The sequence below is a fragment of the Streptomyces xanthophaeus genome, from assembly GCF_000725805.1.
In the GTDB taxonomy this organism is placed as follows: Bacteria; Actinomycetota; Actinomycetes; order Streptomycetales; family Streptomycetaceae; genus Streptomyces; species Streptomyces xanthophaeus.
The window spans coordinates 1-25,834 of the sequence record NZ_KL647137.1 but is presented as its reverse complement, the minus strand read 5'-3'; the positions used below and the strand labels follow the sequence as shown (position 1 = coordinate 25,834).

Here is a 25,834-nt window from a genome sequence, read left to right as displayed (position 1 = left end):
GTAACCCCGGACTCGAACATCTGCGCGAATCCGAGCGCTGTGACGGGCCGGGCCGAGGCAGGACCGGTCAGCGCGTCGTCGTCGGCTGCCCCTGCTCGGCCTTCGGCTGGACCGGCTTGTGGCCGGGATAGACGTGGTCGGGGGTCACGATGCTGGTGATCGCCTCGCCGAAGAGGGTGCTGGGCTCCTGGCCTTCGTGCGTCACGTCGGTGTTCAGCAGGACGACCATGGTCGCCTGGGCCTCGGGCAGGTAGACGGTCAGGGATTCGTACCCGGGCAGCGAGCCGTTGTGGCCGATCCAGCCCTGGACGTCGAAGATGCCCAGCCCGTACCCCGCACCCGGGATGCCGACCGAGGTGGTCTTCAGCCGCTGCGCCTGGGTCGCGGGCGTCAGCAGCTTGCCGGTCGCGAGGGTCCGCGCCCAGCTGCGCAGGTCCTGGAGGTCGGAGATCATCGCACCCGCGGCCCAGGCCCAGGACGGGTCCCAGTCGGTGGCGTCCTCGATCTTGCCGGAGGCCGTCTGCTGCGTGTAGCCCTGCGCGTGCGGGTCGGGGAAGTACGCGTCGGTGGGGAAGAGCGTCCGCCGCAGCCCGGCCGGCTCCAGCACCTGCTCCCGGATGACGTCCTGGACCGGCCGGCCGGTGACCTTCTCCAGCAGGAGGCCGAGCAGGATCAGGTTGGTGTTGGAGTACTCGAACTCCGCCCCCGGCGCGAACTGCACCGGGTGCTTGAAGGAGAAGTCGAGCAACTGCTGGGGCGTGAACCGCCGGTCGGGGTCGGCGAAGAGCAACTTGCCGAACTCCGGGTCCTCGCTGTAGTTGAACAGCCCGCTCCGCATCCCGGCGAGCTGACGCAGGGTGATGCGCTCCCCGTTGGGGACGCCGCTGATGTACTTGCCGATGGGGTCGTCGAGGGCGACCTTGCCCTGGTCGACCAGCCGCAGGAGGGCCGTGACCGTGAACGTCTTGGTCTCGCTGCCGATCCTCGTGTGGAAATCGGTCTGCATCGGAGCGCGCGTGATCTTGTCGGCGACGCCGAAGGTCCTGACGTAGCTGCCCTTGCCGGGCGCCCACAGGCCCACGACCACGCCCGGCACCCGGGCCTCGCGCAGGGTCTTCTGGACGGCGGCGTCCAGCCGCGCCGCGACGGCCGGGGTCAGCTCGGCGAACTCCCCCTCGCCGTCCGGGGAGGGGGCGGCGGCCGGGACGGCGGCCGTGGCCACCGGCGCGGCGGAAGCGGACGCCGCAAGGGCGGGCGCGGCCAGCAGGCCGGCGGCGACGGCCGCGGCGCAGGCCCTGCGCCAGCGGCCGGGCACCTGGATGTGCGCATTCCTCACAGCACGCCTCCTGACCTGTCGTACGAGGATCAAGGCGAGGACGGGACGACACGAACAGACTAAGCACGCGGATTCCCCCGCCGCGCGGCGAAGGAGCCGCCCGGCCCGGGACCTGCGTCAGGGGGTGACGGCGCGGGCCTGCGCGGCCACGGCCCCGACGAAGCGCGCCAGCGCCTGCGGGTTGCCGTCCAGGAACAGGTTCGGCTCGATGAGCTCCAGCTCCATGACCACCGGTTCCCTGCTCTCGGCGAGCGTCAGGTCGACCCGGGCGAACAGCGGGGCCTGCGCGGCCGGGACCGCTGCGAGGGCGTCCTGGGCGGTACGGAGTTCCGCGGCGGTCGGGGCGTACGGGACGACCCCGGGGTGCGGCGCGCGGAGGTTGTCGATGACGCCGGGCTCGGTCAGCACGGGCCCCTTCCGGATCGCGTGGCTGAACACTCCGGCGAAGAAGACCAGGGCGCGCTCCCCCTCTTCGACGAGCCGCTGGTACGGCTGGACCATCACCGTGCGGCCCTGGTCCAGCAGCATCCGGGCGTGGCGCACCGCGTCCGCGTGGTGGCCCGGCTCGTAGCGCGCGGTGTCCAGGGAACCCGCGGAAACCGCCGGTTTGACCACCACGCCTTCGGGCAGATCGAAGTCCGCCTCGCGGTAGTTCCCGCCCGGGACGATGAACTGCGTGGGCACCACGCAGACATGACGCTCCGCCAGGTCGAGCAGGTAGCGCTTGTCGCTGTTCCAGCGCACCACGGGCTCGGGGTTGAGCAGCCGGGTGGCGCGGGCCGCCGCAGAGGCCCAGGCCAGGAAGTCGTCGAGGCGTTCCGCGTAGTCCCAGGTCGACCTGATGACCGCGAGACCGAAGCCGTCCCACGGCTCGGGCTCGGCGTCCCATGCCACGGCGCGGGTCTCCCACCCGTCGGCGCGCAGTGCGTCCACGACGAGCGGGAGGTCGGCGTCCCGGTCGAGACCGGCCTTGCTCGTCACGACCGCGATCCTGACAGCGCCCATGCGCTTCTCCCTCCCTGCGTCCGGGGGCCCACGGTAGACGGCGGGGCGGCCGGGGCGAGCGGCCGGGGCATCCGCGAGGGGTCCCGTGCAAGGGAACGCACGGATGCACCTGTGGACCTAGGCTGTGCCCCATGGGATCGGGCGCGCACCGGGCAGGTGCACAGGATGTGCAGGAGCGGGGCGACCGGCTGGAGGCCGCCGCTTCGGTGCTGGCCCTGCTGGCGGACCGGACGCGCCTGGCGCTGATGGAGCGGCTCGGGCGCGGCGAGGCCGATGTCACCACGCTCACCGAGGCCTGCGGCGCGGCCCGCCCTTCCGTCAGCCAGCACCTTGCGAAGCTCCGGCTGGCGGGGCTGGTCACCACCCGCAAGGACGGGCGCCGCGTCGTCTACTCCCTGGGCCATGGACACCTGAGGCGGCTGGTGGACGAGGCGCTGAACGTCGCGGACCACCAGCTCGGCTCGCTCCCGCCCCACGACTGAGCCGGCGGGGGCTGCGCAAAAGCGTGCTCAGGTACGCACATGTTGAGTACGATGGAGCGGTCCCCGCACTCCCCCGACCAGGACGGGGCCGGGTCCATGCTGTCCGTGCTGCGCAACACCGCCTACCGCAGGCTGTTCACGGCCCAGGTCGTCGCCCTGGTGGGCACCGGACTGGCCACGGTCGCCCTGAGCCTGCTCGCCCACGACCTCGCGGGCTCCGGTGCCGCCGCGGTCCTCGGTACCGCGCTGGCGATCAAGATGACCGCTTACGTCGCGCTCGCCCCGGTGATCGCCGCCGTGGCGGACCGGGTGCCCCGCCGCGCCCTGCTGGTGACCGCGGACCTCGTCCGTGCGGCGGTCGCGCTGGCCCTGCCGTTCGTCGACCGGGTGGGGCAGGTCTACGTCCTGATCTTCCTGCTCCAGGCGGCGTCGGCCGCCTTCACACCGGCCTTCCAGGCGACCGTCCCCGAGATCCTGCCCGACGAACGCGACTACACGCGGGCCCTGTCGCTGAGCCGCCTCGCCTACGACCTGGAGAGCCTGTTCAGCCCGGCCCTCGCCGCGGCCCTGCTGGCCCTGGTCTCCTACCGGTGGCTGTTCGCCGGTACGACCGTGGGCTTCGCGGCCTCCGCGGTGCTCGTCCTGTCGGCCGCCCTCCCCCGGCCCGCCCCGCCCGCGCACACCGACCGCTTGCGCACCGGGGCCGCCGCGGGCGCCCGGCTGTTCCTGGCCACCCCGCGGCTACGGGCCCTCCTCGCGCTCGACCTCGCGGTCGCCGCCGCCGGTGCGCTCGTCCTCGTCACCACGGTCGTCCTGGTCCGCGAGCACTACGGGCGGTCCGCCGGCGCCGTCTCCCTCGCGCTGGGCGCGTACGGCGCGGGGTCCGTGCTGACCGCCCTGTGCCTGCCGCGCCTGCTGGGCCGGTTCTCCGAGCGCGCGGTGATGCTGCCCGCCGCCTTCGCCCTGCCGCTCGTCCTGGCCTGCGTCGCCGCGCTCACCGCTGCCGCCCCCGGATCCCGGCCCTGGTCCTGGCCCGCGGCGCTGGCCGCCTGGGCAGCGATCGGCGCCGCCTGCTCCGCCGTGCTGACCCCCGGCGGCAGCGTGGTGCGGCGCTCGTCCGGCGACGCGGACCTGCCCGCGGCGTTCGCCGCCCGGTTCTCCCTCTCCCACTGCTGCTGGCTGCTGACGTACCCCCTGGCCGGGTGGCTGGCCTCGGGCGCGGGCCTGCCGGTGACCGCCGCCGTCCTCGGCGTCATCGCCCTGGCCGCCGCCACGGCCGCCGCCGCGCTCTGGCCCGCCCGGGACCCGTCCCACCTGGAACACGTCCACCCGGACCTGCCGCAGGGGCACCCCCACCTCGTGGACGCCCGCGCGGCGGCGGCCGGCTGGCGGCACGGCCACCACTACGTCATCGACCGGCACCACCGGCACTGGCCGAGGTGAGGGCCACGCCCGGTCACGCGTCCCAGGACCTCGGGCGCGCGAGGACCTCCCACTCACGGCGGAGCAAGGACAGGACGGCCACGTCGTGGCGCCGTCCGCGGTGCAGACAGGCGGAACGCCGCGTCCCTTCCCGGACGAAGCCCGCCCTGGCGAGGACGGCGAGCGCGGGGACGTTGGTGGTGTGGGTGACCGCCTGGAGGCGCTGCATGGGCAGTTCACCGAAGGCGAGGTCGGTCAACGCGTCGACCGCGTCGGTGCCGTGGCTCTGCCCCCGGTACTGCGGGTCCATCATCAGCTGGACTTCGGCGGTCCCGTCGACCATGTCCTGGTCCGTGAGCGCGATATGGCCGATCGGCGTGCCGTCGGGCAGCAGGACCAGGAAGTCGTCCCGGTCGTGGTCGTCCCGGTCCCGCTCCAGCCGCTCCCGCAGCGCGGGGAGCGAACGCGGCCAGAAGCCGATCTCGTGCGCGGCGACCGGGTCGGACCGCCAGCCGTGCATCAACTCGGCGTCGCTGTCGGCATCGAGCGCCGCGAAGGTCACCGTCCTGCCACGCCAGCACGGCACCCTGACCGTCGCAGAGTCCGGGTCCGTGTCCGTGTCCGGGCCCGTGTCCGCTTCGGTGACCACGTCGGCGACCGCGACCGTGCACCCGTTGTCCGTATCGTTCGATTTCACGGGCGGATGCTACGGCCGCCCTCGGCCGGCGGCCACCGCATTGCGCAACGGCGGGATCAGCGGCCGCCGCGGAGGTTCTGGATCTCCCGGCGTTCGCGCTTGGTCGGGCGGCCCGCACCGCGGTCGCGGATGCCGACCACGGCGGCCTCGACCGGGGTCGGGGGCGGCGGGCTCTTGTCGATCAGGCACTCCGCGGCGACCGGGGCGCCCACGCGCTTGGACACGGGCCGCCGGACCACCACGATCCGCTCGCGCCCCGCATGGAAGAGCCTCACCTCGTCGCCCGCGCGCACGGCCTGCGCCGGTTTGGCGCGTTCACCGTTGACCTTCACATGGCCCGCCCGGCAGGCGGTCGCCGCGGTCGAACGGGTCTTCGTCAGGCGCACGGACCAGAGCCACGCGTCCACCCGGACCGTACCGCCGTCCGTCGCCGCACCCGTTCCCGATACCTCATCAGCCATGCCCTGACTCTAGCGAGGGGGACAGGCAGGAGCGGAACGACTTTTGGCGGATGCGACAACACGGTTCGCACCTGCCATGCAGATCATCCCAAGAGAATTGCAAATGCGGGATACCTACCCCTACCTTGTGGCACATGCAGTCCTACACCATCGGACAGGCGGCCCGCCTGCTGGGCGTCAGCCCGGACACCGCGCGCCGCTGGGCCGACGCCGGCCGGGTCGTGACCCATCGCGACGAGGCCGGCCGTCGCCTGATCAACGGCCGCGATCTGGCCGCGTTCTCCATCGAGGTGGGCCAGGGCGCCCACAGCGAGGACGGCGAACCGTACACCTCGGCGCGCAACGCCTTCCCCGGCATCGTCACGGCCGTCACGCTCGGCGACGTGGCCGCTCAGGTCGAGATCCAGGCGGGTCCCCACCGGCTGGTCTCCCTGCTCACCCGTGAGGCCGTCGAGGAGCTCGGGCTGGAGGTCGGCATGCAGGCCGTCGCCCGCGTGAAGTCCACCAGCGTGCACATCGACCGCGCCTGAGGCCGGTCCCCGCGCCACCCGCTCAGCACCACCGAACGTCCCCACCCGCTCCGCCCGTCACCGGCGCGGGTCACCACCACGCGGAACCGGCACCCGACCGGCCGCCGACCCGACCGAGGAGCACTCCGCTCATGTCCGCGATCCTGAACCGCCGCCGTACCGCCGCTGCCGCCGCCCTGACCACGGCCCTGCTCCTGCCGCTGACCGCGTGCGGCGGCAAGGCCGACGAGAAGCCCGCCGCGGACGCCTCCGCGAGCGCCTCGAACCCGGCCCCCGCCGAGGCCAAGGCCGCGAACCTGACCGTCCTCGCCGCGTCTTCCCTCACCGACGTCTTCAAGACCGCCGGGGCCGCGTACGAGAAGGCCCACCCGGGCACGAAGATCACCTTCTCCTTCGCCGGTTCGCAGGAGCTCGCCGCACAGGTCAAGCAGGGCGCCCCGGCCGACGCTCTGGTCACCGCCGACACCAAGACGATGGACGGCCTCAAGACCGAGACCGGTGACCCCGAGGTCATCGCCAAGAACCGGCTGGTCATCGCAACCGCCAAGGGCAACCCCTTCAAGATCGACGAGCTGAAGGACCTCGCCGACACCAAGATCAAGGTCGTGCTCGCCGCGCCCGAGGTCCCCGTCGGCCGGTACAGCAAGGAGATCCTGGACAAGCAAGGCGTCACCGTGAAGCCCGTCTCCCAGGAGCCCAACGTCCGCGCCGTGCTGAGCAAGGTCGAGCTGGGCGAGGCCGACGCCGGTCTCGTCTACAAGACCGACTCCGCCAAGTCCGGCGACAAGGTCGTCCCCGTCGAGATCCCGGACGAGCAGAACGCCGTGGCCTCCTACCCGGCCGCCACGCTGAAGCAGTCCAAGAACGCCGACGCCGCCGCCGCGTTCGTGGCCTGGCTGAGCACCCCGGAGGCGCAGAAGATCCTCCAGGACGCGGGCTTCCAGCAGGCCTGAGGTCCCGAGGGGGGCTGCCCGGTCCGGGGGGACGGGCAGCCCCCCCCTCGGCTTTTCCGCACGGCAATCGGCTCCGGGCCGGGTCGGCCGCCGTCCCCGGCCACCGACCGCCGTACGCTGCCACCGCCGCCGTCACCTCCCCCGCCAGGAACTCCTCATGAGCAGACACCGCACCCGCACCCGGCCTCCCCTGACCCTGGCACTGCCCGCGCTGCTCGCCGTCGCGTTCCTGCTGCTGCCGCTGATCGGCATCCTCGTCCGCACCCAGTGGAGCGAGCTCGGCACCCACCTGACCAGCCCCGGCGTGGTCGAGGCCCTGCGGCTCTCGCTGCTGGTGTCCCTGTGGGCCCTCGGCCTCTCCCTCCTCCTCGGCGTCCCGCTCGCCTGGCTGCTGGCCCGCGTCGAGTTCCGGGGCAAGGCACTGGTCCGCTCGCTCGTGCTGCTCCCGATGGTGCTGCCGCCGACCGTGGGTGGTGTGGCCCTGCTGCTCGGCTTCGGGCGGCGCGGGCTGCTCGGGCCCTGGCTGGAGGGCACCTTCGGGATCACCCTGCCCTTCCACACCTCGGGCGCCGTCGTCGCGGCCACCTTCGTCGCCATGCCGTTCCTCGTCATCAGCCTGGAGGGCGCCCTGGGCGGCCTCAAGCAGAGCTACGAGGAGACGGCGGCCTCGCTCGGTGCCTCCCCGGTACGGGTCTTCTTCACCGTCACCCTGCCCATGGTGGCCCCGGGGCTGATCGCCGGCGCCGCGCTCACCTGGGCCCGCGCACTCGGCGAGTTCGGCGCGACCATCACCTTCGCCGGCAACCTCCCCGGCACCACCCAGACCCTGCCGCTCCAGGTGTACCTGCTGCTCCAGGACCAGCCCGAAGCCGCCACCTCCGTCTCCCTGCTGCTCCTCGCGATCGCCATGGGTGTGCTCATCGCCCTGCGCGGCCGCTGGACGGGCACCCCGGCGACCCGCGAGGACCGGGGCCCGGCCCCCTCGGACGGGCTCGCGCCCGACCCCGACCCGGACGTCTCCGCTGCCGCGGCGAGCGCGGTCACGGATGCCGCCCCGGCCCCGGCCTCCGTGACCGACGGCGGCTCCTGGCCCCTGCACGCCACCGTCACCGGCTTCAACGAGCTCACCCTCGACGCCGAACCGGGCACCACCATCGCCGTCGTCGGCGAGAACGGCGCGGGCAAGACCACCCTGCTGCGCGCCCTGCTCGGCCTGACCCCGCGCGCCCACGCCGAACTGCGGCTCGGCGACACCGAGGTCACCGCGCTGCCCCCGCACCGGCGCCAGGTCGCCTGGGTCCCCCAGGACGGGGCCCTGTTCCCGCACCTGACCGCCGAGGCCAACACCGCGTACGGGCTGCGCGCCCGCCGGGTGCCGCGCGCCGAGGCCCGTCGCGAGGCCCGCGCATGGCTGGACCGGCTCGGCGTCGGTCACCTCGCCCACCGCAAGCCCGCCCAGCTGTCCGGCGGCCAGGCCCAGCGCGTGGCCCTGGCCCGGGCCCTGGCCGCCCGCCCCCGGCTGCTCCTGCTCGATGAACCTCTCGCCGCCCTCGACCAGACCACCCGGGCACGCGTCCGGCACACCCTGCGCACGCACCTGGCCGACTTCGGCGGGGTCTGCCTCATCGTCACCCACGATCCCGTCGAGGCGGTGTCGCTGGCCGACCGGGTCCTCGTACTCGCCGACGGGCGCACCCTGCAGGACGCGCCGCCCGCCGAGGTGACCCGCCATCCCCGCTCACCGTGGGTGGCCCGGATGCTGGGACGCAACGCCTGGCCGGGCACCGCATCGGCCGACGGCCTCGCCCTCGCGGAAGGGGGCCGCCTGGTGGTCGCCGAGGCCCTGCCCGAGGGGGCCGAGGCGCTCGCGATCATCGCCCCGGAGGCGGTGTCCCTCCACCGCACGCGCCCGGGCGGCAGCCCGCGCAACGTGTGGCCGGGCACCGTGCGGGAGATCACCGCGGTCGGCAGCAGGCTGCGCGTCCTGGTCGCCTCCGGCCGGGCCCCCGACCTCGTCGCGGAGATCACCCCGGAGGCCGCCGCCGAACTGGGCATCGTCGACGGCGCCGAGGTGTGGACCAGCGTGAAGGCCACCGAGGTCACCCTCGTCCGTCTCTAGGTCGTCTCTGGGAGCGTCGGCCGCCCGAAGGGCGGGCGGACGGAGGGGCACCACCCGGGCGGGATCGGGCACGGGCCGCGGTCGCAGGGACGTCGGCCCGCTCGCGACCGTGCGTTCAGCCGGCCGCGGCCGCTCGGAGAACTGCTTGGATTCGGCCACCTGACTGGCATATGTTCGGCCGGGCCCGCGCGTACCAGCGGGCCTCAAGTGCAGGTCACACGTCCCGTGGGGGGAACTTCGTCATGTCCTTCGACCACCCCGGCCCAGCCGCCCCGCCGCCCCAGCACCCCGGCCCCGGGCCGGACGCCGTCCAGCCGGGGCCGTACGCGCCCTCGCCCGGGCAGCCGGTGCTGCCGGGACGGCCGGACTGGACCGCAGCGCCGCAGCCCGGCCCGCCGCAGCCCCGCGGCATCCTGCGCTCACCCCAGGGCCTGGCGGCCGCGGCGACCGTCCTGCTGTCCGTCGGGGCCGTCGTCAACCTCGTCTCGGTCGCCGGCAGTGCGTACAGCTACTCGGCGCTGCAGGACCTCAGTGAGGATCCCTGGTCGGAACCGGACAGCGCGCTCGCCTCGGTGGACATGCTCAACGGCCTCATCGGCGCGGTGCAGGTCATGTCCCTGCTCGCCACCGCGGTCGTCTTCATCATCTGGTTCCACCGCGTGCGCTGCAACGGGGATATATTCCGCCCCGACATCTTCACGCAGAGCCGCGGCTGGGCCATCGGCGGCTGGTTCATCCCCCTGGCGAACTTCGTCCTGCCCTACCGCACGGCGAAGCAGACCTGGTGGGCCAGCACCCCGTTGGGTCCCGACGGCTCCCACCGCACCCTCTCGGCCGCTCCGGTCACGACGTGGTGGCTGGTGTGGGTGGCTTCGGCGATCCTCGACCGGATCGCCGGCAGGCTGTACCTGACGTCGAAGAGCACCGAGGAGGTGCTGAACGCCTACGCCTTCGGGATCGTCTCCGACCTGGCCACGATCGTCGCGGCCGTGTTCGCCGTGGTCTTCGTGCGCAAGCTGACGGCCCTGCAGAACACCAGGGCCGCACAGGGACCGTACGCCGCGGCCGCAGGCCCGGCCCCGGTCCCGTCCGGGCGCCCCGTCCTTCCTCACTCCTGACGCAGGGTCGTGACCAGCTCGCGCGGCAGACCGTGGGTGTCGTGGAGGTGGTGGAAGTCCTCCTCGGTCAGCGGGCCCCGGAAGCGCGGCCGGGCGAGCACCTGCCGGCCGCGCTCCAGGAGCCTGCGGAACCGGCGTTCCTCCTCGATCAGCACCTGGAGCACGCCGGCCGGGCTCATGTCCTGCCGGAAGTGGTCCAGGGTGTGCCGGAACAGTTCGTCCGGCAGGTCCCCGAGGCCGCGCGAGGGGTCGTCCCGCCACAGCACGGTGAGCACCCGTCGCACCAGGCGGCGCAGCACGTAGCCGCGTCCGGTACTGGCCGGCCGGACGCCGTCACCGAGCACCACGACGGCCGAGCGCAGGTGGTCGCAGACCAGGCGCAACGGCCTTTCCTCCAGGGGCCACAGGGCCGGTACGAGACGGCGCCAGGGGTCGAAGACGTCGCAGTCGAAGACGGACGGCTCGCCCTGGAGCAGTGAGGCCAGCCGCTCAAGGCCGAGTCCGGTGTCGACGTTGCGCTGGGGAAGGGGCACGAGGGAGCCGTCGTCGAGCCGGCGGTGGCTCATCGTCACGTGGTTCCACACCTCCACCCAGCGGTCGTCGCGCGTGGGTGTCGACTCGGGCGGGCCGTCACCGCTCCACAGGAACACCTCCGAGTCGGGACCGCACGGTCCGACGGGCCCGTTGGACCACCAGTTGTCCTCCACGGTGAGTTCGACGGGGACGCCGTGGTCCTCCCAGACCCGAAGGGAAGCGGTGTCCGGACCGGTCCGGCCGTCGCCGGCGTAGGCGGTGGCGTGCAGCAGGCCGGGATCGATGCCGAGCCCCTCGGTGAGCAGCCCGTAGGCCCAGTCGAGGCTGAGCGGGCCTTCGTAGTCGCCCAGCGACCAGGTGCCGAGCATCTCGAAGACCGTGAGGTGCGTGGCGTCGCCGACCTCCTCCAGGTCCGTGGTGCGCAGACAGCGCTGTACGTTGACCAGCCGCCTGCCCAGCGGATGGGGGCGGCCCTGGAGGTGGGGCGTGAGCGGGTGCATGCCGGAGGTGGTGAAGAGCACGGGGTCGCCGGGCGGCGGCAGCAGCGTCGAGCCGGGGATCCGGCGGTGGCCGCGCTCCTCGAAGTACTCGACGAACGTCCTGGCCAGGTGTTCCGTCTGCATGGGATGACTCCTTCGCGTGAAGCGGGGGAGGCACCGGAGAACGGCCCGTTCAGTCGTCCGGCCGGGGACGGTTACGCCACGGCACCACCGACGGACCGTTTCCGGTCGCCGGTGGTGGGGAAGGTCAGGCGGCGGCAACCGGCGAGCTGGTCGCTCGCGCGGTCGCGGTGGTGTGTGAGCCGGTGACGTTCATGCAGGTCACGCTAGCGCGACCGGGGCCGCCGCCGCACAGGGTTTTCCCGCGCGCCGTCCGCGTGGCCGGTACCGGGGCCGTGACGTGCCGTCAGGGCCGAGCAAACGGCGGGTCAGTGGGCTCCGGCCGGTTGCGCCGTGTCCGGGTGGAGCCCGGTGGCGGTCGTGGCAGCGGACGCCGGAGCGGGGGCGGGGGCGGGGGCGGCGAATTCGCACCACACGCGCTTCCCGCCGCCCCGGGGTTCCACGCCCCAGTCGTCCGCGAGCTGGTCCACCAGCAGCAGCCCGCGCCCCGACACCGCCCAGTCGCCCGCCTCGCGCCGTTGCGGCAGCGCGCTGCTGGTGTCCTCGACCTCGATGCGGATCCGGCCCTCCGCGGTCAGCCTCAGGCTGACCGCGCCTCCGCCTTCGGTGTGCACCAGGGCGTTGGTCATCAGTTCGTCGGCGGCCAGCTCGATCTCGTCGACCCGGTCCGCCGCACCCCAGGCGGCGACGGCCGCGCGGATCAGGTGACGGGCCGCGGCCGGGGCGTCCGGGTCGCCGGGGTCCAGCCGGTGGTGCAGCGGGCCGCCGCCGCGGGCGGTCGGCGTGCCCCGGCGGCGCAGCAGGAGCAGGGCCATGTCGTCCCCGCCGCCCGAGTCCCCGACGAGGTCGCACAGCACGTCGGCGAGTTCCTCGACGTCGACGGGGCCCGCGCGGACCGCGTCCATGAACTCCCCCATGCCCGTGTCGCTGTCGGCGCCCGGCCGTTCGATCAAGCCGTCCGTGCACAGCAGGAGGGTGTCGCCGGGGTGCAGTTCGAGGCTGGTGACGGGGTAGCCGGAGCCGGTCCCCGGCCGGTCCCGCGGGGACAGCCCCAACGGCAGTCCGCCCGCCACCTGGATCCGGTGGCAGGATCCGTCGCCGCGCCGTACGACGGGGTCGAGGTGGCCGGCGCGGACCATGCGGAGCATCCCGGTGGTGAGGTCCACCTCGGCGTACGTGCAGGTGGCGAAGCGTTCCGTCTCCAGCTCGCGCAGGAAGGCCGAGGCCCGTTCCATCGCCGTACCGGGCGTGTGCCCTTCGAGGACGTACGCGCGCAGCACGATCCGCAACTGGCCCATGACGGCCGCCGCGTCCGTGTCGTGGCCCTCGACGTCGCCGATCATCACCCCGACCCGTCCGTCGCCGAGCGGGACCACGTCGTACCAGTCGCCGCCGATGTCCCGCCCGACCCGGGCGGACCGGTACCGTACGGCGATCAGCGCGCCCGGCACGGCCGGGATCCGGCGCGGCAGCATCGCCCGCTGGAGCCCCTCCGCCAGATCGTGCTCCTGCTCGAAGAGCATGGCCCGCTGGAGGCTCTGCGCGATGCCGCTGCCGAGGGCCATGAGCAGGTTGCGCTCCTCGGCGGTGAAGTCCCCGTCGCGCCGGTAGAGCAGCCCGAGCGCGCCGATGGGCCGGCCCTGGGCGATCAGCGGCAGGTAGACCCCGCTGCGGACGGACAGCGGCTCGATGTACGGCCACAGTTGCGGGTAGCCGAACTGGAACTCCTCCCGCGAGCCGAGGAAGACCGGCTGCATGGTGCGTACGGCCACGCTCATCGGGAACCGGGCGTCGATCCGCGTGTACTCGATCTCGGGGACGTACGAGCCCAGCTGTCCTTCCGCGACGAGGTGGATGCGGCCGCCGTCGACGATGCCCAGCATCACGCTGACGGCGCCGAGGTGCCCGAGGGCCTCGGGGTCCTTGAGGACGTCGGTGACGTCGTTGACGGTGCGGGCGTGGGCGAGGATGGCGGTGGTCCGCTCGACGACGCCGGTCATGCGGCGGCGGTCGTCCTCCTGGTTCCCGTCGGCTCCGGGATCGCCCGGGTCGTGGGCGGCGTCCCGGATGATCCCGATGATGCGGTACGGGCGTCCGTGCGGGTCCCGCAGGACGTGGCCCTGGACGTGCAGCCAGGACGGGGGGCGCGTGCGCGCCAGGGTCCTGACGTAGGCCCCGTAGTGGCTCTGGCCGGACTTGAGGGCCTGCGCGACCCGGGCGTCGAGCCGGGCCTCCTCGGCGGGCCCCAGGCGCGCCCGCAGTCCGGCGAGGGTTCCGTCGAACTCGCCGGGGCGCAGGTCGAGGACCTCGAGGGCGGTGGGATCCAGGTGCATCCGGCCGCTGTCGAGGTCCCAGTCGAAGGTGCCCATGCGATTGAGCGCGAGGCTCGTGTCCGGGCGCGCGGGCCAGTCGACCGCGGGGTCCGATCCCCTCTGGGCCATGCAGCCAGGGTCTCACTCCCGCCCGCCGGTGTCCCCACGGGCGGGCCCGCGCCCCGGGGGACGGCCTCCGGGCCCGCGCCCCTGCCTGGCCCGCGGCCGGAGCCGGGCCCGGTCCGGGGCGGTCTTCACGGGCGCGCGCCCCGGGCGGGCCTGTCTCCGCGGGGGCCGCGCCGCCCGGGCGGCGCCTCCCGGCGTGGTCGGACCGCGCGAGTCCGGCGGGCGGCGTACGAGCCGCGGGCCGCCTCCGTGCGGTGCGCCGTACGGGGACGACGCCGGCCGGTCCACGAACGGCGCGCCCGGTGCCGTGGCCGGAGGGGGCTGCCGGGCCGTGGCGTCCGGTGCGCTGTATGGCAACGCGGCGGACCGCGGCTCGCACCGGACCGGACCGGACCGTACCGGCATGGTCCCGGTCCGCCGACGCCGCGGGGTGCCGTGCCGGGCGTCACGGCCCGGTGGACCCTTCGGGTCACGGTGCTAGAAGGTGCGCGGCGGGTTCGCGTCGTGGACGAGCAGGGCGATCTGGACCCGGTTGTTGAGGTCGAGGCGGGTGAGGATCCGGGACACGTGGGTCTTCACCGTCGGCAGCGCCAGGTGCAGCTCCTTGGCGATCTCCGCATTGGACAGGCCGCGCCCGACCGCCAGGGCCACCTCCCGTTCGCGCCCGGCCAGCGCCGCCAGCCGCGCGCGGGCGGCGGCCTCGCGGGTGTCCTGTCCGGTACTGCCCGCCACCTGGTCGATGAGCCGGCGGGTGACCGCGGGGGACAGCACCGGGTCCCCCGCCGCGACCGTGCGGATCGCCGTCACGATCTCCTGCGGCGGGGTGTCCTTGAGGAGGAACCCGGCGGCGCCCGCGCGCAGGGCCCGCAGGACGTGTGCGTCGGTGTGGAAGGTGGTCAGGACCAGGACCTCGGGCGCGGCGGGCCGTCCCCGCAGGGCCTCGGTGGCCGCCAGTCCGTCGACGCCCGGCATCCGGATGTCCATCAGCACCAGGTCGGGTCCGTGCGCGGCCACCAGGGCCGGCACCTCGGCCCCGTCTGCGGCCTCGGCGACGAGCTCGATGTCCGGGGCGCCGCCCAGCATCAGGCGCAGACCGGCCCGGACGATCGCGTCGTCGTCGACCAGCAGGACACGGATCACCGGAGCCTCCCTCCTCAGCTCTGCCAGGGTAGCCAGGCGTGCACCCGGAACCCGCCGTCGGCCGGGCCGGAGGTCAGTTCGCCGCCCGCGAGCCGAGCCCGTTCGGCCAGGCCGATCAGCCCCTGCCCGCCGCCCTCGCCCTCGCCCTTGCCCTCGCCCTCTCCCCCGGCCGGACCGGGTCCGGGCGGGCGGGTGTTGGTGACCTCCAGGGTCAGCCGCTCCCCCGGCGCCCCGGCCACCCGTACGGTGACGGCGGAGCCGGGCGCGTGCTTGCGTACGTTCGTCAGCGCCTCCTGCACGATCCGGTACGCCGTGCGCCCGGTCAGGGCCGGGGGCACGGAACCGCCGGTCGGCACCGTCAGCTCGATCCTCCCGCCGGCCGCCCGGGCCTCGGCCACCAGCCTTTCCAGGTCGGCCAGTTCGGGCTGCGGCCGGTCGTGGTCCTGCCCGGCCGCCGTGTCCGCCCGCAGCACGCCGACAACCTCGCGCAGGTCGTGGAGGGCGAGGTGGGCGCTCTCCCGGATCACCCCGGCGGCCCGGGCGATCTCCTCCTGCGGAGCACCGGGGTTGTACTCCAGGGCGCCCGCGTGCACGCTCAGCAGCGAGAGCCGGTGCCCGAGCACGTCGTGCATCTCGCGGGCGATCTCCTCGCGGACCTCCAGCCGGGCCCGTCCGGCGCGCGACTCGGCGTCCGCCTCGGCCAGTTCGGCCCGTTCGCGCAGGGAGGCGATGAGCTGCTGCCGGGACCTGCGGAACAGCCCCCAGCCGATGGCTCCGGCCATCAGGGCGAAGTAGGTCAGCGCCGCGCCCGCACGGTCCTCGGACGTTTCCGGGAGCTGCCACAGGAAGACGGGCAGCGGGGCGAAGGCCAGCGCCGCCACCCAGGCCGTGACCCGCCACGGCCTGCTCGCGGCCACCGTGAACACCGCCACCAGGGCCGGGCCGGTCAGGTAGTGCGCCTGGCTGCCCGCCAGCAGCAGCACCACGGCCAGTTGCACGGGCCAGCGCCTGCGCAGCAGCACCGCCGCGCAGGCCAGCCCGCCGGCCGCCTGGTCGGCGGCCCGCCAGGCGGGGCCGAGGGTGTCGGGCACCGGGATGGACTGCGAACTGACGGCCGCGAAACAGGCGGCGAAGAGGAGCAGGCCCAGGTCTGCCGCCCAGTCCCGGCGGGTGCGGTGGATGTGGCGCATGTCCCGCAAATCTACGCGGGCCCCGGCCGCGAGCGGTCCTTGCGCGTCGAACCGGATACTTAAGTACCGCCCCCGGCCACCCAAAGGCCGATCCGGCGCCCCGCCCCGCCCGCCTACGGTCGGAGCATGACCTCCAGCCGTCCGAAATCCGGGCTCCAGACCCTGTCCGAGCTGCTCGCCTTCGTCCTCGTCGTGGGTGGCGTGAGCGGCCTGCTGCACGAGTGGGTCGACTGGATCCACTTCATGGGCTTCGTCCGCTTCCTCGTCCCCGACGGCTACGAGCTCTACGGCTACGGCGTCATGGTCGCGCTCGGGATCGCGGTGGGCCTGGCGGGCGATGCGCTCGCGGAGCGCGGGATACGGCGTACGTAGGCGGTCCCCGGCCCGCCAGCGATTGCCGGGGCCCGGACACGAGCGGACAATTGGATCATCCCACTTCGACTGAGATGGGGGATCCCCATGACAGGCAAGACGCGCCTCCGGTGGATGTACCGGGCGTCGATCGGCACCGGGATGGCGTGCGGACTGGCGATCGGTCTCGCAACACCGGCCTCGGCCGCGACGCTGGGCAGCCTGCAGTTGGACGCACCCGACGTGACCGTCTCCTTCCGGGACACCGACACGCTGGACTCGAAACACACGCTCGTCCTGCGTCCGCAGGGCGGCGCCGGTGAGGTCCGGCGGGTCGTCGTGGCCGGCGAGGTACCGAGCGTGAACAGGACGGTCGTCAAGACGGTGAACGCGGGTATCAAAGCGGGCGTCGCCTACTGCGCCGTGATCGAGACCTCGATCAGGGGGGACGAAGAAAAAGGAGACATCCTCGGGACCCCGTTCGGCACGACCACCGACTCCAACGAAATATGCTCCGAAGGGGCCGGGTCCGCCAATGCCCCGGTCGACGTCTCCATCGGCGGCATCACCGGCGAGGCCAACCCGCCCACGGGCACGAACCGCAATTACTGGGTCAGTTACTCGAACGCCGGCGGCGAAGCCAAGGGCGTCGTCATCCAGGTCCAGACCTCGGGCTCGCTCGCCGTACGGCGCCCCCCGGAGTCCGGCACCTTCAACGGCTTCCAGTGCGCCGCCACGGGTACCACCGGCTACCGCTGCACCGGCGGCACGCTGGCGAAGGGCGCCAAGAACCAGATCCCCGTTCTCGCCACGGTCGCCAGGAACGGCCCCGGGGCCATCCACGCCACCATCACCGCGACGGGCGACACGAACACGGTCAACAACGCCAACACGCATAACGTGATGGCGGTTCCGCCCGGATCGTGACGGTGTTCCGTCCCGGTCGACACCCCGGCCGGGACGGGGGAGGATGAAAAAGACGGGCGCCTTCCGATCAGCTCAAGGATCAGCCCAGACCGCCGCCCGTTCGGCGGCCGGAGGGAGAGTCCCGGGACGCGGTTCCGCACGCCGGCCCGTTCGCTCCCGGCGCCGCGATGCGCCCGTGACGATGTCGCGCCTCTGCGCGTCCGCCCACGGCCGTCTCTCCTCGTCCTCTCCCTCCGCACCCACATGAGGGAGGAACACCACCATGAACCGGCGCAGTCGTCGCACCACAGTCACTTCTCTGATCACCTGCACGTTCGTGGCCGGGAGCCTGGCGGCCCTGGCTCCGGCGGCGTCCGCCGCCCCGGGCATCGGCACCTGCACCGTGAAGCCGGCCGACAACGGCCTCAGCATCACCATCAGCGGCTCCGGATGGGCGCCCGACGACATGCCCCTGAAGATCGACGGCGGTGAGGGCGTCAGCGCGCTGGAGGGCGTCCAGCCCGACGGGTCCTTCTCCGTCAAGCGGTTCCAGAAGAGCACCGACTTCACGATCCTGCCCGCGAAGGGCGGATTCAAGAACTGCACGGTGGTCAAGGCCGACAAGGAAGCGAACTCGGACGCGATCAAGAAGGCGCGTGTCGAGGGCTTCAACGCCGGTGTCAAGGCGGGCAAGGCCGCCGCCCAGGAGAACTGCCAGAGCAACACCCACAAGAAGCCCAACAAGCACCCCAGCCTGACCGCACAGGACCAGGCCGTCGAGGACGCCTTCGACAAGGCCTTCCTCGCCGGATCCACCAGCGCCTTCGAGAAGTTCTGCCGCACCGGCGGCGGGGGCAACTGAAACACGGAAGCCGGTGTCGCTCATGAACACCCGTACCCGACTGGCCGTCCTGTGCCCGGCGCTCGCCGCGGCCCTCGCGCTGGGTTCGGCCTCCTTCGCCCAGGCCACCGCCCCGTCGGCCGTGACGGCCGGCACGTGCACCGTCAAACCCTCGGACGACGGCAAGACGGTGACCGTGACCGGGACCGCCTTCATCGGCACCGGCGGAGCCGCTCTGCGCGGCAGCAGCGGGAACGCCGTGGGCCTGGGGAATCTGGACGGGCTGAACGGGGTCTTCACCCAGTCCGGCCTGCCCCCCGGCGAGTACCTCGTCGAGTCGCAGAAGGGCCCGCTGATCAGGTGCACCGCGGTCGGTTCCGACAAGGACGCGACCGTGAAGGCCCTGCGGGAGGCCCGCATCCAGGGCTTCAACGAGGGCGTCAAGGCGGGCAAGGCCGCCGCTCAGGAGAACTGCAGGTCCAACACCCACAAGAAGCCCCACAAGGACTTCAACGAACACCCCGGCCTGACCGCACAGCAGGACCAAGCCGTGCAGGACGCCTTCGACAGGGCCTTCCTCGCAGGCTCCACCAGCGCCTTCAACAAGTTCTGCCGCACCGGCGGCGGCAACCGCTGAACCGCTCGTGTCCCGTACGCCGACACCGTGGTGCCGCTCCGCCCCGCAGGGCGCCGAGCGGCATCACCGCGTTCCGGCCGAACCGGTGGCCGTACCGGTGCCGCTGCCCGAGACGGTCGCCGTGACCGTGGCCGTGGCGGTGTCCGTGGGCGTGCCGGAGGACTTGTCCGCGTCGGACGGCGTACCCGGGTCGGACGGCGTGCCCGAGTCCGGGTCCCGGTCCCGGTCCTGGGGTGTTGTCGTGTCGGTGGGCGTGCCCGGGTCACTGGGGGTGCCCGAGTCCAGGTCCCGCCGGCGGTCCGTCTCGGTGGGCGTACCGGTGTCGGTGTCGGTTCCGCCGTCCGTGGGCGTGCCCGGGGAGGTGTCGGTACCGGGGTCCTCACCGGAGGGCCCGGTGCTGGTGTCCGGCGGCGGGCTGGGCGGCAGGGGCGGGACGACCGGCGGCGGCACCGGCTTGTCGTGGTCGCCGTGGTGGTCCCCGCGGTCGCGCTGGTACCAGCGCCGGTCCTGGTGGTCGTAGATGACGAACTTGTTGACGATGGTCACCGAGGGCGCGATGACCACGACCCGCGACGGCTGGTACGAGCTCCACGGCTGCCCGGTCCGCTTCGGGTCGGCCTTCAGCGGCACTGCCACCCGGAGCGGGTTCCCGCACGCGCAGCGCACCCGCGGTACGCCGCGGTCGTCCACCAGTACGGCGGTACCGGACTGGAGCACCGCCTGGTACGGGGTGGCCCGGCCGTCGCGGAAGCCGTGGTTCGTGACCCGGGTGTCCCAGCGCAGCTGCACCGGGGTCAGCGAGCGGAGGTAACCGGGCACTGCGGCGGGCCGGATGTCCAGGGCGGAGGCGAAGGCCTCGTTCTTGACGGGCTGCGCGGACAGCACCTTGATCTGCTTCTCGACGTCGCAGCTCCCGAGGGACTTGGTGCCCCCGTACAGGCCCGGCGAGGCGCCGCTCACGCTGCGGGTGGCCGTGGGGGCGGGCGTCGGGCCCGTCGTGGCGCTCGCGGTGGGCGGCGGTGACGGGGGTGGTGGCGGGGTGGCCCTGTCCGATGCGGTGGACACGGTGAACGGGTCGGGCCCGGCATCGGCGGCGGGCTGGAGGAACACCTCCCCGCGGGCCTTGTCGGAGGTGCCGCTGGGCCGGGTCAGCACCACGGCCAGGGCCACCACCGCGGCCAGCGCGACCAGTGCGGTGGCCAGCCGGGGCACGGACCGCCACCAGGGCCCCCGGCCCGCCGCGTCCCCTCCGGGAGGTCCGCCGGGACCGCCTGGCGGGGCCGGTGGCGGCGGTGCGGCCGGTGGCCCGTCCTGCCCGCCCGAAAGCGGCCCCGAGGGAGGGCCGGAAGGAGAACTGGGGGGAGGGCCGGGGGGAAGGCCGGACGGCGGACCGGAAGGCGGGCTCGTGGGGCGTTCGGACGGCGGCGGCTGCTGCTGCTCGGGGTGCGTGGTCACGGGCTCTTCTTCCCAGACGGAGGAGTTCCGGTCCCCTGTGGACGTTCCGACCTTCCGCCGCTGGTGCACGGAAATATCCGGATTTCTTGCACTCCTGCGGACCATTGTGTGCGCCGTCCGGGTGGTGCCCGCAAGCCGGGGGTGCCTACCGTTGCAGGGTGAGCCGAACGCCGACAGCACCCTCGCCCGGGGGATCCCGGAAGGCCTGGCGTGACGCCCTCCTGACCGTCGTCGCGGCCTTCGCGGTGATGACGGCGGTCGCGGCGGCCGGGCTGGCCTGTGCCGGTGCGGGCGACCTGCCCGACGGCGCGTTCCCGCACGTGGTGGCCGCCGTGGTGGTGATGGCCGCCGGCGGCTCGGTGGAGGTGACGGGCGGGGCCGGCTTCCTGGCGGAAGCCGATGCGAGCCTGTCGGCCATACCCCTCTCGGTGAGCCTGGCCGGGGCCCTCGTGGCCGGCCTCTGCTTCCTGCACCCCCTCCACAACCGGGCGGTGACCCGTCCGGGTGAACTCCTCTCCCGGACCGTCCCCCTGGTCCTGCTGTGGCTCATCGCGCTCACCGCCGTGGGGCTCTTCGCCCGCCAGGACTTCGGCATCGACACCGGCGACTCGCCCGTCGGGGAGATCGGCGAGCTGCTCGACTCCGCCCCGACCGTGGGCTTCAAGACCGCACTGCCCGCCACGCTCCTGTTCGGACTGCTGTGGATCCTCGGTCTGTTGCTGATCGCCCTGCTCGTCTCCCGCCGGGCACCGCTCCCGGCCCGCCTCGTCCGCTTCCACGCCGCGCTGCGCCCCGCCGCCTTCGCCACGGTGGCGCTGCTGCTCGCGTACGTCGTCCTCGGGCTCGGCGTCGGCCTGGTGGTGGCGGCGACCCAGGGCCACGGCGCGCGGACGCTGGCCGTGCTGCTGCTCGGGCTGCCCAACCTCGCCTGGCTCGCGCTCACGCTCGGCTTCGGCGGCGCCTGGGAGGGCAAGGTGGAGGGGCCGTTCGGGCTGCCGATGCCGCAGTTGCTGGACCAGGTGCTGCGCGGCGCCGACCTCTCCACGGTCGACGTGGCCTCGCTCGCGGAACGGGACGCCCGGGCGTGGTGGCTGGTGCCGGTGGCCGCGGTCCTGCTGCTGGGCGCGGGCGTACTGGCCGCCGTACGCTCCCCCGCCCACGTACGGGCCGTGCAGCACGCGCTCCACCTGGGCCTGGCGATGGGCCTCGGCACCCTGGCGGTGTGCCTGCTGGCGCAGGTCCAGGCACGGTTCGGGCTCTCGCTGCTGGGCATCGGGGCCGTGGACGGGCTCGGCGCAACGGTCGAGCTCAGCCCGGTCCTGTGGCGCACCGTGGGCCTCGCGCTGCTCTGGGGCGCCGTGGCGGGCTTCCTCGGCGCGCTCCTGGCCCGCCCGGTGCACCGCGGGGGCCGCGTCGACGAACCGACCGGACCGCCTCCCCGCTGACCCCTGCGGGACCCGGCGGTGCGGCCGTGGCCGTCTGCGGCGCCATTGGACGGTGCCCCGGACCCCGCGCCTCCGCCCAGGCCCTGGAGGGCAGGGCCTGGGCGGAGGGGAGTGGGGACGCTGCGGGGTGTCCCCGCAGGACGAGCGCGCAACCTGGGCCGAACGTGTCCGACGGGGCTCGGTGCGCGAGCCGAGGAGACACCCCGGAGGGGCCCCGCTCCCCGACCCCACCGAAGCCGGGTCCCGCCAGGGCCGAACCCGGCCCCTCCCGAGGTGCGGGTCCGGGACGGAGCCCGGCGCAGCGGAGCCGCGGCGCTACCTGCGGAACACCGGCATCGCCCAGCGCGGCGGCGGAGGAGGCGGTGCGAAGTCGGCCGGGAGTTGTGCGATCCGCGTCGGCGGATGTGCGACGCCGCCGCGGTCCGCCACCCCCGCCCCCGCCCGGCGCAGCGCCCCGGTGAAGGCCAGGCAGTTGTCCCACCGCTCCTCCGGGGACTTGGCCAGCGCCTTCGCGAGCACCTCGTCCACCTCCGGCGGCAGACCGGGCCGGCGGCTGCTCGGCGGGGCGGGCGGATCGTACTGATGGGCCCAGAGCAGGGCCATGTCGTCGTCCCGCTGGAACGGCGGGCCGCCCGCGAGCATCTCGTAGACGACGCATCCCAGGCTGTACACGTCGCACCGGCCGTCCACCGGCTTCCCGGAGATCTGCTCCGGGGCCACGTAGTCCAGGGTGCCCACGAACTGTCCGACGCTCGTGAAACCGGTGAGGGACAGCGATTTCTTCGTCAGTCCGAAGTCCGTGAGGTAGACGTGCTCGGGGTGTTCGCTGTCCGTGCCCTGTGCGACGAGGATGTTGCCCGGTTTCACGTCCCGGTGGACGAGGTCGTGGTCGTGCGCCGCGTCGAGCGCGGAGGCCACCTGGCCCGCGATCCGGGCGGCGGTCGCCACCGGGAGGGGACCGGTCCGGTCCAGCATCGCCCGCAGGTCCTGCCCCGCGACGTACCGCATGGCGATGTACAGCAGGTCTTCGGTCTCGCCCGCCTCGAAGACGGGGACGATGTGCGGGTGGTCGATGGCCGCGGCCACCTTCGACTCGTGGGCGAACCGCTTCCTGAAGGTGTCGTTCCGGGCGAGTTCGGGTGCCAGCAGCTTCAGCGCCACCGTCCGGTCGAGGCGCAGGTCCCGGGCCCGGTAGACGACGGCCATGCCGCCGCGTCCGATCTCGGCCTCCACCAGGTACCCGGCGATCTTCTGCCCGAGCAGGGCGGAGGGGCGGCCCCCGGCGGGCTGGGCGGCCATCACCGCTCCCCGGGCCCGGATCCGGGCCCGTCCGCGATCCGGGTGGGGGCGTGTCCGGTGGCCGCCTCGGGCAGCACGTCGAGCTGGACCTCCACGGGGTCCTCGGCTGCCTCGGGCCGCGGAGCCGCCGCCGGTGCGGAGCCGGGGCCGGTGCCGGCGCCTGGGCCGGTGGCGACCGCGTAGGTCGTCAGGCGGGTCCCGTCGCCGTACAGCCAGCGCCCGCCGGTGTCGTCGTACAGCCAGACGGACTCCCCGTCGAGCACGATCCCGGCCCGCAGCCCCCGTACGGAACGCCGGAAGGCCTCGGCGTCGGTGCGGCCCGCGGCGTGTTCGGCGGCGGCCCGCCGGTAGCGTTCCAGTGCGTCGGCGCTGCGCGCGAGCAGCGGCCCGGGGTCCTCGGTCCGTGCGGGGGGCCGCCCCTGGGCCGTGGGAGGCGGCTGCGGAACGGCGACCAGCAGCCGCCCGTCCACCCAGGCCGACCAGCCGTTGGAGCACAGGATCTGCGCCCACTCCCCGCGCCGGGACAGCAGCTGGACCGGCAGGAAGGGGTCCAGGGGTGCGGTCGGCCGGGAGACGTCGGGGCCCTCCCAGGCGGGCAGGCCCTCCTGGGGGACGACATGGGTGGGGCGGAAGTCCGCCGCCGCGCCGCCGGGTGCCACCGGGCTGCTGCTCATCGGGCCTACTTCCGCATGATCGCGGGCTCGTGCCGGCGCAGCAGTCGGGCGACCAGCACCCCGAACAGCACGGCCAGCGCCACCAGCATCCCCACGTTCAGCAGCCACACCCCGGCGCTGTGCGCGAAGAGCGGGTCGTCGGTGAGGGTGCCCGGCACCAGGGCGCCCAGGTCGATGGTGCCGGCCATGGCGCCGAGCGCCCACCGCGAGGGGACGAGCCAGGCGAGCTGTTCGACCACCGGGACCCCGTCCAGCTGGAGGAGGGCCCCGCAGAAGACCACCTGAACGATGGCGAGGAGGACCAGCAGCGGCATGGTGACCTCCTCCTTGGTGACCAGTGCGGACACCAACAGGCCGAGCATCATCGCGGTGAAGGAGAGCAGGGCGACGACGAGGGTGATCTCGGCCAGGGGCGGCAGGAAGACCCCCTGGCCGCCGGGGGCGCCGAGTTTCACGCCGAACAGGCCGACGAGGGTCAGCACCACGGCCTGGGCGACGGTGACGGCGCCGAGGACCACCACCTTGGACATCAGGTAGGCAGAGCGCGACAGACCGACGGCGCGTTCGCGCTGGTAGATCGTTCTCTCCTTGACCAGCTCGCGCACGGCGTTGGCCGCCCCGGTCAGCACTCCGCCGACGCACAGGATGAGCAGGGCGTTGATGGCCGTCTCCTGGGTGAGGGCGCTGCCGGCCAGGGCGCGGGCCATGGCTCCCATGACGAACGGCAGCGCGATCATGATGACGAGGAAGGTCCTGTCGGCGCTGAGCGCGGCCGCGTACCGGCGGACCAGGGTGGACAGCTGGGAGCCCCAGCTCTGGGCCTTGGGCGGCGCTTCGGCGAAGCCGGCCGGCTGGGCGCGGTCGCCGTCGGCGCCCGGCCGGCGTCCGGAGCTGTCGGCGTACTTGCGGTGCTGCGGCGAGGCGGCGTACTCCCCCGCCCAGTCGCGGTCCTGCTGGTTCTCGAAGGCCTCGAACGCTTCGGGCCACTGGTCGAAGCCGAAGTAGTCGAGGGTTTCGCCGGGCGGCCCGAACCAGGCGATGCGCCCGCCCGGGGCGAGGACCAGCAGCCGGTCGCAGACGTCCAGGCTGAGCACGCTATGGGTGACCACGATGACGGTGCGGCCGTCGTCCGCGAGGCCGCGCAGCATGTGCATCACCGAGCGGTCCATACCGGGGTCGAGGCCGGAGGTGGGCTCGTCGAGGAACAGCAGGGAGGGCTTGGTCAGCAGCTCCAGGGCGACCGAGACGCGTTTGCGCTGGCCGCCGGAGAGGCTGTGGATGGGCTGGTCGGCGCGCTGCTGGAGGCCGAGTTCCCCGATCACCTCGTCCACCCTGGCCCGGCGTTCGGCCGGGGCGGTGTCCTGCGGGAAGCGCAGTTCGGCCGCGTAGGTGAGGGCGCGGCGGACGGTGAGCTGGGCGTGCAGGATGTCGTCCTGCGGGACGAGCCCGATGCGGCTGCGCAGTTCGGCGTAGTCGCGGTACAGGTCGCGGCCGTCGTAGAGGACGGTGCCGTGGTCGGCGGGCCGCAGTCCTGTGAGGGCGCCGAGGAGGGTGGACTTGCCCGCTCCGCTGGGCCCTACGACGGCGAGCAGGCATTTGGCGCCGACGGGGAAGGAGACGCGGTCGAGGAGGGTCTTGCGGCCGTGGTCGACGGCGACGGTCAGGTCCTGGACGTCGAGGGAGACCTCGCCGGTGTCCACGTACTCCTGGAGCTGGTCGCCCACGAGGCAGAAGACGGAGTGGCCGATGCCGACGATGTCGCCCTCGGTGAGGGCTGCGGTGCGCTCGACGGGGGCTCCGTTGAGGTAGGTGCCGTTGTGGCTGCCGAGGTCGACGATCTCGTAGGTGCCGTCGGCGAGGGCGCGCAGCTCGGCGTGCCGCCGGGAGACGACGAGGTCGTCGATGACGAGGTCGTTGCCGGGGGCGCGGCCGATGCGGACGGCGGTGCGCGCGGCCAGCGGGCGGATGCTGGTCGGCTGCCGGAAGGTGCCGGTCAGGCCGGGCCGGAAGACCCCGGACGGCGCGGCGGCAGCCACCGGTCCGGGCGGCGGGGGCGAGGCCGGGGGCGGCTCGGGCGGCTGAGGCGGGGGCTCGGGGGGCGGGCCGGCGGCCGGGCCGGGAGCGGGGGTCCGGAGGTGGGCGAGGCCGAGTACGTCGGGCGCGGGTGCGGCGGGGGGGGCG

Annotated in this window: 23 protein-coding genes; 11 read left to right on the top strand and 12 right to left on the bottom strand. The window is 73.9% G+C overall.

Annotation, left to right across the window (positions count from 1 at the left end; translation table 11 throughout):
* Window positions 1–67: 67 nt before the first annotated feature.
* Both IO30_RS0138035 and IO30_RS0138030 read right to left on the bottom strand, forming a co-directional pair.
* Complete coding sequence (locus IO30_RS0138035) at window positions 68–1,336, bottom strand: serine hydrolase domain-containing protein (protein WP_234321631.1); 1,269 nt, start codon at window positions 1,334–1,336, stop codon at window positions 68–70.
* 117 nt (window positions 1,337–1,453) lie between these two features.
* A complete protein-coding gene (locus tag IO30_RS0138030) occupies window positions 1,454–2,341 on the bottom strand; it encodes an ATP-grasp domain-containing protein (RefSeq protein ID WP_031150968.1) in 888 nt (295 codons plus the stop codon).
* Between the two features lie 131 nt (window positions 2,342–2,472).
* On the opposite strand from IO30_RS0138030, the gene IO30_RS0138025 reads away from it, so the two are divergent.
* Both IO30_RS0138025 and IO30_RS0138020 read left to right on the top strand, forming a co-directional pair.
* Window positions 2,473–2,823 carry an ArsR/SmtB family transcription factor gene (locus IO30_RS0138025; protein ID WP_031150966.1) on the top strand — a complete coding sequence of 117 codons (351 nt, stop codon included), beginning with the start codon at window positions 2,473–2,475 and terminating at the stop codon, window positions 2,821–2,823.
* Window positions 2,824–2,919: 96 nt separating this feature from the next.
* Complete coding sequence (locus tag IO30_RS0138020) at window positions 2,920–4,266, top strand: MFS transporter (RefSeq protein ID WP_031150964.1); 1,347 nt, start codon at window positions 2,920–2,922, stop codon at window positions 4,264–4,266.
* A gap of 13 nt (window positions 4,267–4,279) precedes the next feature.
* Here the strand turns inward: IO30_RS0138020 and IO30_RS0138015 are convergent, their stop codons facing one another.
* Entirely contained in the window at window positions 4,280–4,942 is a 663-nt protein-coding gene (locus IO30_RS0138015) for a GNAT family N-acetyltransferase (protein ID WP_308443073.1), read from the bottom strand.
* Between the two features lie 56 nt (window positions 4,943–4,998).
* Complete coding sequence (locus IO30_RS0138010) at window positions 4,999–5,403, bottom strand: RNA-binding S4 domain-containing protein (RefSeq protein WP_031150960.1); 405 nt, start codon at window positions 5,401–5,403, stop codon at window positions 4,999–5,001.
* Window positions 5,404–5,537: 134 nt separating this feature from the next.
* Between IO30_RS0138010 and IO30_RS0138005 the strand changes: the two genes are divergently transcribed.
* From IO30_RS0138005 to IO30_RS0137990, 4 genes are all read left to right on the top strand, one after another.
* Window positions 5,538–5,933, top strand: a complete 396-nt coding sequence (locus tag IO30_RS0138005; protein ID WP_031150958.1) for a TOBE domain-containing protein — start codon at window positions 5,538–5,540, stop codon at window positions 5,931–5,933.
* 131 nt (window positions 5,934–6,064) lie between these two features.
* Window positions 6,065–6,886 (top strand): molybdate ABC transporter substrate-binding protein, encoded by an 822-nt coding sequence (gene modA, locus IO30_RS0138000; RefSeq protein ID WP_031150957.1) that lies wholly within the window; start codon window positions 6,065–6,067, stop codon window positions 6,884–6,886.
* A 157-nt stretch (window positions 6,887–7,043) separates the two neighbouring features.
* Window positions 7,044–9,005, top strand: coding sequence for an ABC transporter permease (locus tag IO30_RS0137995; RefSeq protein WP_031150956.1), 1,962 nt, complete (start codon window positions 7,044–7,046; stop codon window positions 9,003–9,005).
* Window positions 9,006–9,247: 242 nt separating this feature from the next.
* A complete protein-coding gene (locus IO30_RS0137990) occupies window positions 9,248–10,123 on the top strand; it encodes a DUF4328 domain-containing protein (RefSeq protein WP_051902842.1) in 876 nt (291 codons plus the stop codon).
* On the opposite strand, the gene IO30_RS0137985 is transcribed toward IO30_RS0137990, so the two are convergent.
* The 4 genes from IO30_RS0137985 to IO30_RS0137970 all read right to left on the bottom strand — a co-directional run bounded on the left by IO30_RS0137985 (window position 10,114) and on the right by IO30_RS0137970 (window position 16,045).
* Window positions 10,114–11,280, bottom strand: a complete 1,167-nt coding sequence (locus IO30_RS0137985) for an alanine--tRNA ligase-related protein (RefSeq protein ID WP_031150954.1) — start codon at window positions 11,278–11,280, stop codon at window positions 10,114–10,116. The two genes, IO30_RS0137990 and IO30_RS0137985, sit on opposite strands and share 10 nt — an antisense overlap.
* A gap of 305 nt (window positions 11,281–11,585) precedes the next feature.
* A complete protein-coding gene (locus IO30_RS0137980; protein WP_078903864.1) occupies window positions 11,586–13,718 on the bottom strand; it encodes a SpoIIE family protein phosphatase in 2,133 nt (710 codons plus the stop codon).
* 474 nt (window positions 13,719–14,192) lie between these two features.
* Window positions 14,193–14,855 carry a response regulator transcription factor gene (locus IO30_RS0137975; RefSeq protein ID WP_031150952.1) on the bottom strand — a complete coding sequence of 221 codons (663 nt, stop codon included), beginning with the start codon at window positions 14,853–14,855 and terminating at the stop codon, window positions 14,193–14,195.
* Between the two features lie 14 nt (window positions 14,856–14,869).
* A complete protein-coding gene (locus IO30_RS0137970) occupies window positions 14,870–16,045 on the bottom strand; it encodes a sensor histidine kinase (protein WP_031150951.1) in 1,176 nt (391 codons plus the stop codon).
* A gap of 126 nt (window positions 16,046–16,171) precedes the next feature.
* On the opposite strand from IO30_RS0137970, the gene IO30_RS0137965 reads away from it, so the two are divergent.
* From IO30_RS0137965 to IO30_RS0137950, 4 genes are all read left to right on the top strand, one after another.
* Entirely contained in the window at window positions 16,172–16,417 is a 246-nt protein-coding gene (locus tag IO30_RS0137965) for a hypothetical protein (RefSeq protein WP_037896379.1), read from the top strand.
* A gap of 87 nt (window positions 16,418–16,504) precedes the next feature.
* The gene (locus IO30_RS0137960) at window positions 16,505–17,323 is read left to right on the top strand and encodes a DUF11 domain-containing protein (protein WP_031153313.1); all 819 of its coding nucleotides are present in this window, start codon (window positions 16,505–16,507) and stop codon (window positions 17,321–17,323) included.
* A 262-nt stretch (window positions 17,324–17,585) separates the two neighbouring features.
* The gene (locus IO30_RS0137955; RefSeq protein WP_031150948.1) at window positions 17,586–18,164 is read left to right on the top strand and encodes a hypothetical protein; all 579 of its coding nucleotides are present in this window, start codon (window positions 17,586–17,588) and stop codon (window positions 18,162–18,164) included.
* A 22-nt stretch (window positions 18,165–18,186) separates the two neighbouring features.
* Window positions 18,187–18,780 (top strand): hypothetical protein, encoded by a 594-nt coding sequence (locus tag IO30_RS0137950; protein WP_031150947.1) that lies wholly within the window; start codon window positions 18,187–18,189, stop codon window positions 18,778–18,780.
* 63 nt (window positions 18,781–18,843) lie between these two features.
* Here IO30_RS0137950 and IO30_RS0137945 read toward each other — a convergent pair whose 3' ends face one another.
* A complete protein-coding gene (locus IO30_RS0137945) occupies window positions 18,844–20,235 on the bottom strand; it encodes a DUF6777 domain-containing protein (protein WP_031150946.1) in 1,392 nt (463 codons plus the stop codon).
* A gap of 158 nt (window positions 20,236–20,393) precedes the next feature.
* Between IO30_RS0137945 and IO30_RS0137940 the strand changes: the two genes are divergently transcribed.
* On the top strand, window positions 20,394–21,680 hold the full coding sequence (locus tag IO30_RS0137940) for a streptophobe family protein (protein WP_031150945.1): 1,287 nt from the start codon (window positions 20,394–20,396) through the stop codon (window positions 21,678–21,680).
* 315 nt (window positions 21,681–21,995) lie between these two features.
* Here the strand turns inward: IO30_RS0137940 and IO30_RS0137935 are convergent, their stop codons facing one another.
* From IO30_RS0137935 to IO30_RS0137925, 3 genes are all read right to left on the bottom strand, one after another.
* A complete protein-coding gene (locus tag IO30_RS0137935; protein WP_031150944.1) occupies window positions 21,996–22,979 on the bottom strand; it encodes a serine/threonine-protein kinase in 984 nt (327 codons plus the stop codon).
* The gene (locus tag IO30_RS41505; protein WP_063768494.1) at window positions 22,979–23,653 is read right to left on the bottom strand and encodes an SH3 domain-containing protein; all 675 of its coding nucleotides are present in this window, start codon (window positions 23,651–23,653) and stop codon (window positions 22,979–22,981) included. The genes IO30_RS0137935 and IO30_RS41505 overlap by 1 nt, the downstream gene beginning before the upstream one ends.
* A gap of 5 nt (window positions 23,654–23,658) precedes the next feature.
* A partial coding sequence (locus IO30_RS0137925; protein WP_051902841.1) for an ABC transporter ATP-binding protein/permease occupies window positions 23,659–25,834 on the bottom strand: 2,176 nt, incomplete at its 5' end.

What these genes read in the sequence shown, in the direction of transcription:
- IO30_RS0138030 (WP_031150968.1), bottom strand. Translation starts at nt 2,341, where the DNA reads ATGGGCGCTGTCAGGATCGCGGTCGTGACGAGCAAGGCCGGTCTCGAC.
- IO30_RS0138025 (WP_031150966.1), top strand. Translation starts at nt 2,473, where the DNA reads ATGGGATCGGGCGCGCACCGGGCAGGTGCACAGGATGTGCAGGAGCGG.
- IO30_RS0138020 (WP_031150964.1), top strand. Translation starts at nt 2,920, where the DNA reads ATGCTGTCCGTGCTGCGCAACACCGCCTACCGCAGGCTGTTCACGGCC.
- IO30_RS0138010 (WP_031150960.1), bottom strand. Translation starts at nt 5,403, where the DNA reads ATGGCTGATGAGGTATCGGGAACGGGTGCGGCGACGGACGGCGGTACG.
- IO30_RS0138005 (WP_031150958.1), top strand. Translation starts at nt 5,538, where the DNA reads ATGCAGTCCTACACCATCGGACAGGCGGCCCGCCTGCTGGGCGTCAGC.
- modA (WP_031150957.1), top strand. Translation starts at nt 6,065, where the DNA reads ATGTCCGCGATCCTGAACCGCCGCCGTACCGCCGCTGCCGCCGCCCTG.
- IO30_RS0137995 (WP_031150956.1), top strand. Translation starts at nt 7,044, where the DNA reads ATGAGCAGACACCGCACCCGCACCCGGCCTCCCCTGACCCTGGCACTG.
- IO30_RS0137990 (WP_051902842.1), top strand. Translation starts at nt 9,248, where the DNA reads ATGTCCTTCGACCACCCCGGCCCAGCCGCCCCGCCGCCCCAGCACCCC.
- IO30_RS0137985 (WP_031150954.1), bottom strand. Translation starts at nt 11,280, where the DNA reads ATGCAGACGGAACACCTGGCCAGGACGTTCGTCGAGTACTTCGAGGAG.
- IO30_RS0137980 (WP_078903864.1), bottom strand. Translation starts at nt 13,718, where the DNA reads ATGGCCCAGAGGGGATCGGACCCCGCGGTCGACTGGCCCGCGCGCCCG.
- IO30_RS0137970 (WP_031150951.1), bottom strand. Translation starts at nt 16,045, where the DNA reads ATGCGCCACATCCACCGCACCCGCCGGGACTGGGCGGCAGACCTGGGC.
- IO30_RS0137965 (WP_037896379.1), top strand. Translation starts at nt 16,172, where the DNA reads ATGACCTCCAGCCGTCCGAAATCCGGGCTCCAGACCCTGTCCGAGCTG.
- IO30_RS0137960 (WP_031153313.1), top strand. Translation starts at nt 16,505, where the DNA reads ATGACAGGCAAGACGCGCCTCCGGTGGATGTACCGGGCGTCGATCGGC.
- IO30_RS0137955 (WP_031150948.1), top strand. Translation starts at nt 17,586, where the DNA reads ATGAACCGGCGCAGTCGTCGCACCACAGTCACTTCTCTGATCACCTGC.
- IO30_RS0137950 (WP_031150947.1), top strand. Translation starts at nt 18,187, where the DNA reads ATGAACACCCGTACCCGACTGGCCGTCCTGTGCCCGGCGCTCGCCGCG.
- IO30_RS0137935 (WP_031150944.1), bottom strand. Translation starts at nt 22,979, where the DNA reads ATGGCCGCCCAGCCCGCCGGGGGCCGCCCCTCCGCCCTGCTCGGGCAG.
- IO30_RS41505 (WP_063768494.1), bottom strand. Translation starts at nt 23,653, where the DNA reads ATGAGCAGCAGCCCGGTGGCACCCGGCGGCGCGGCGGCGGACTTCCGC.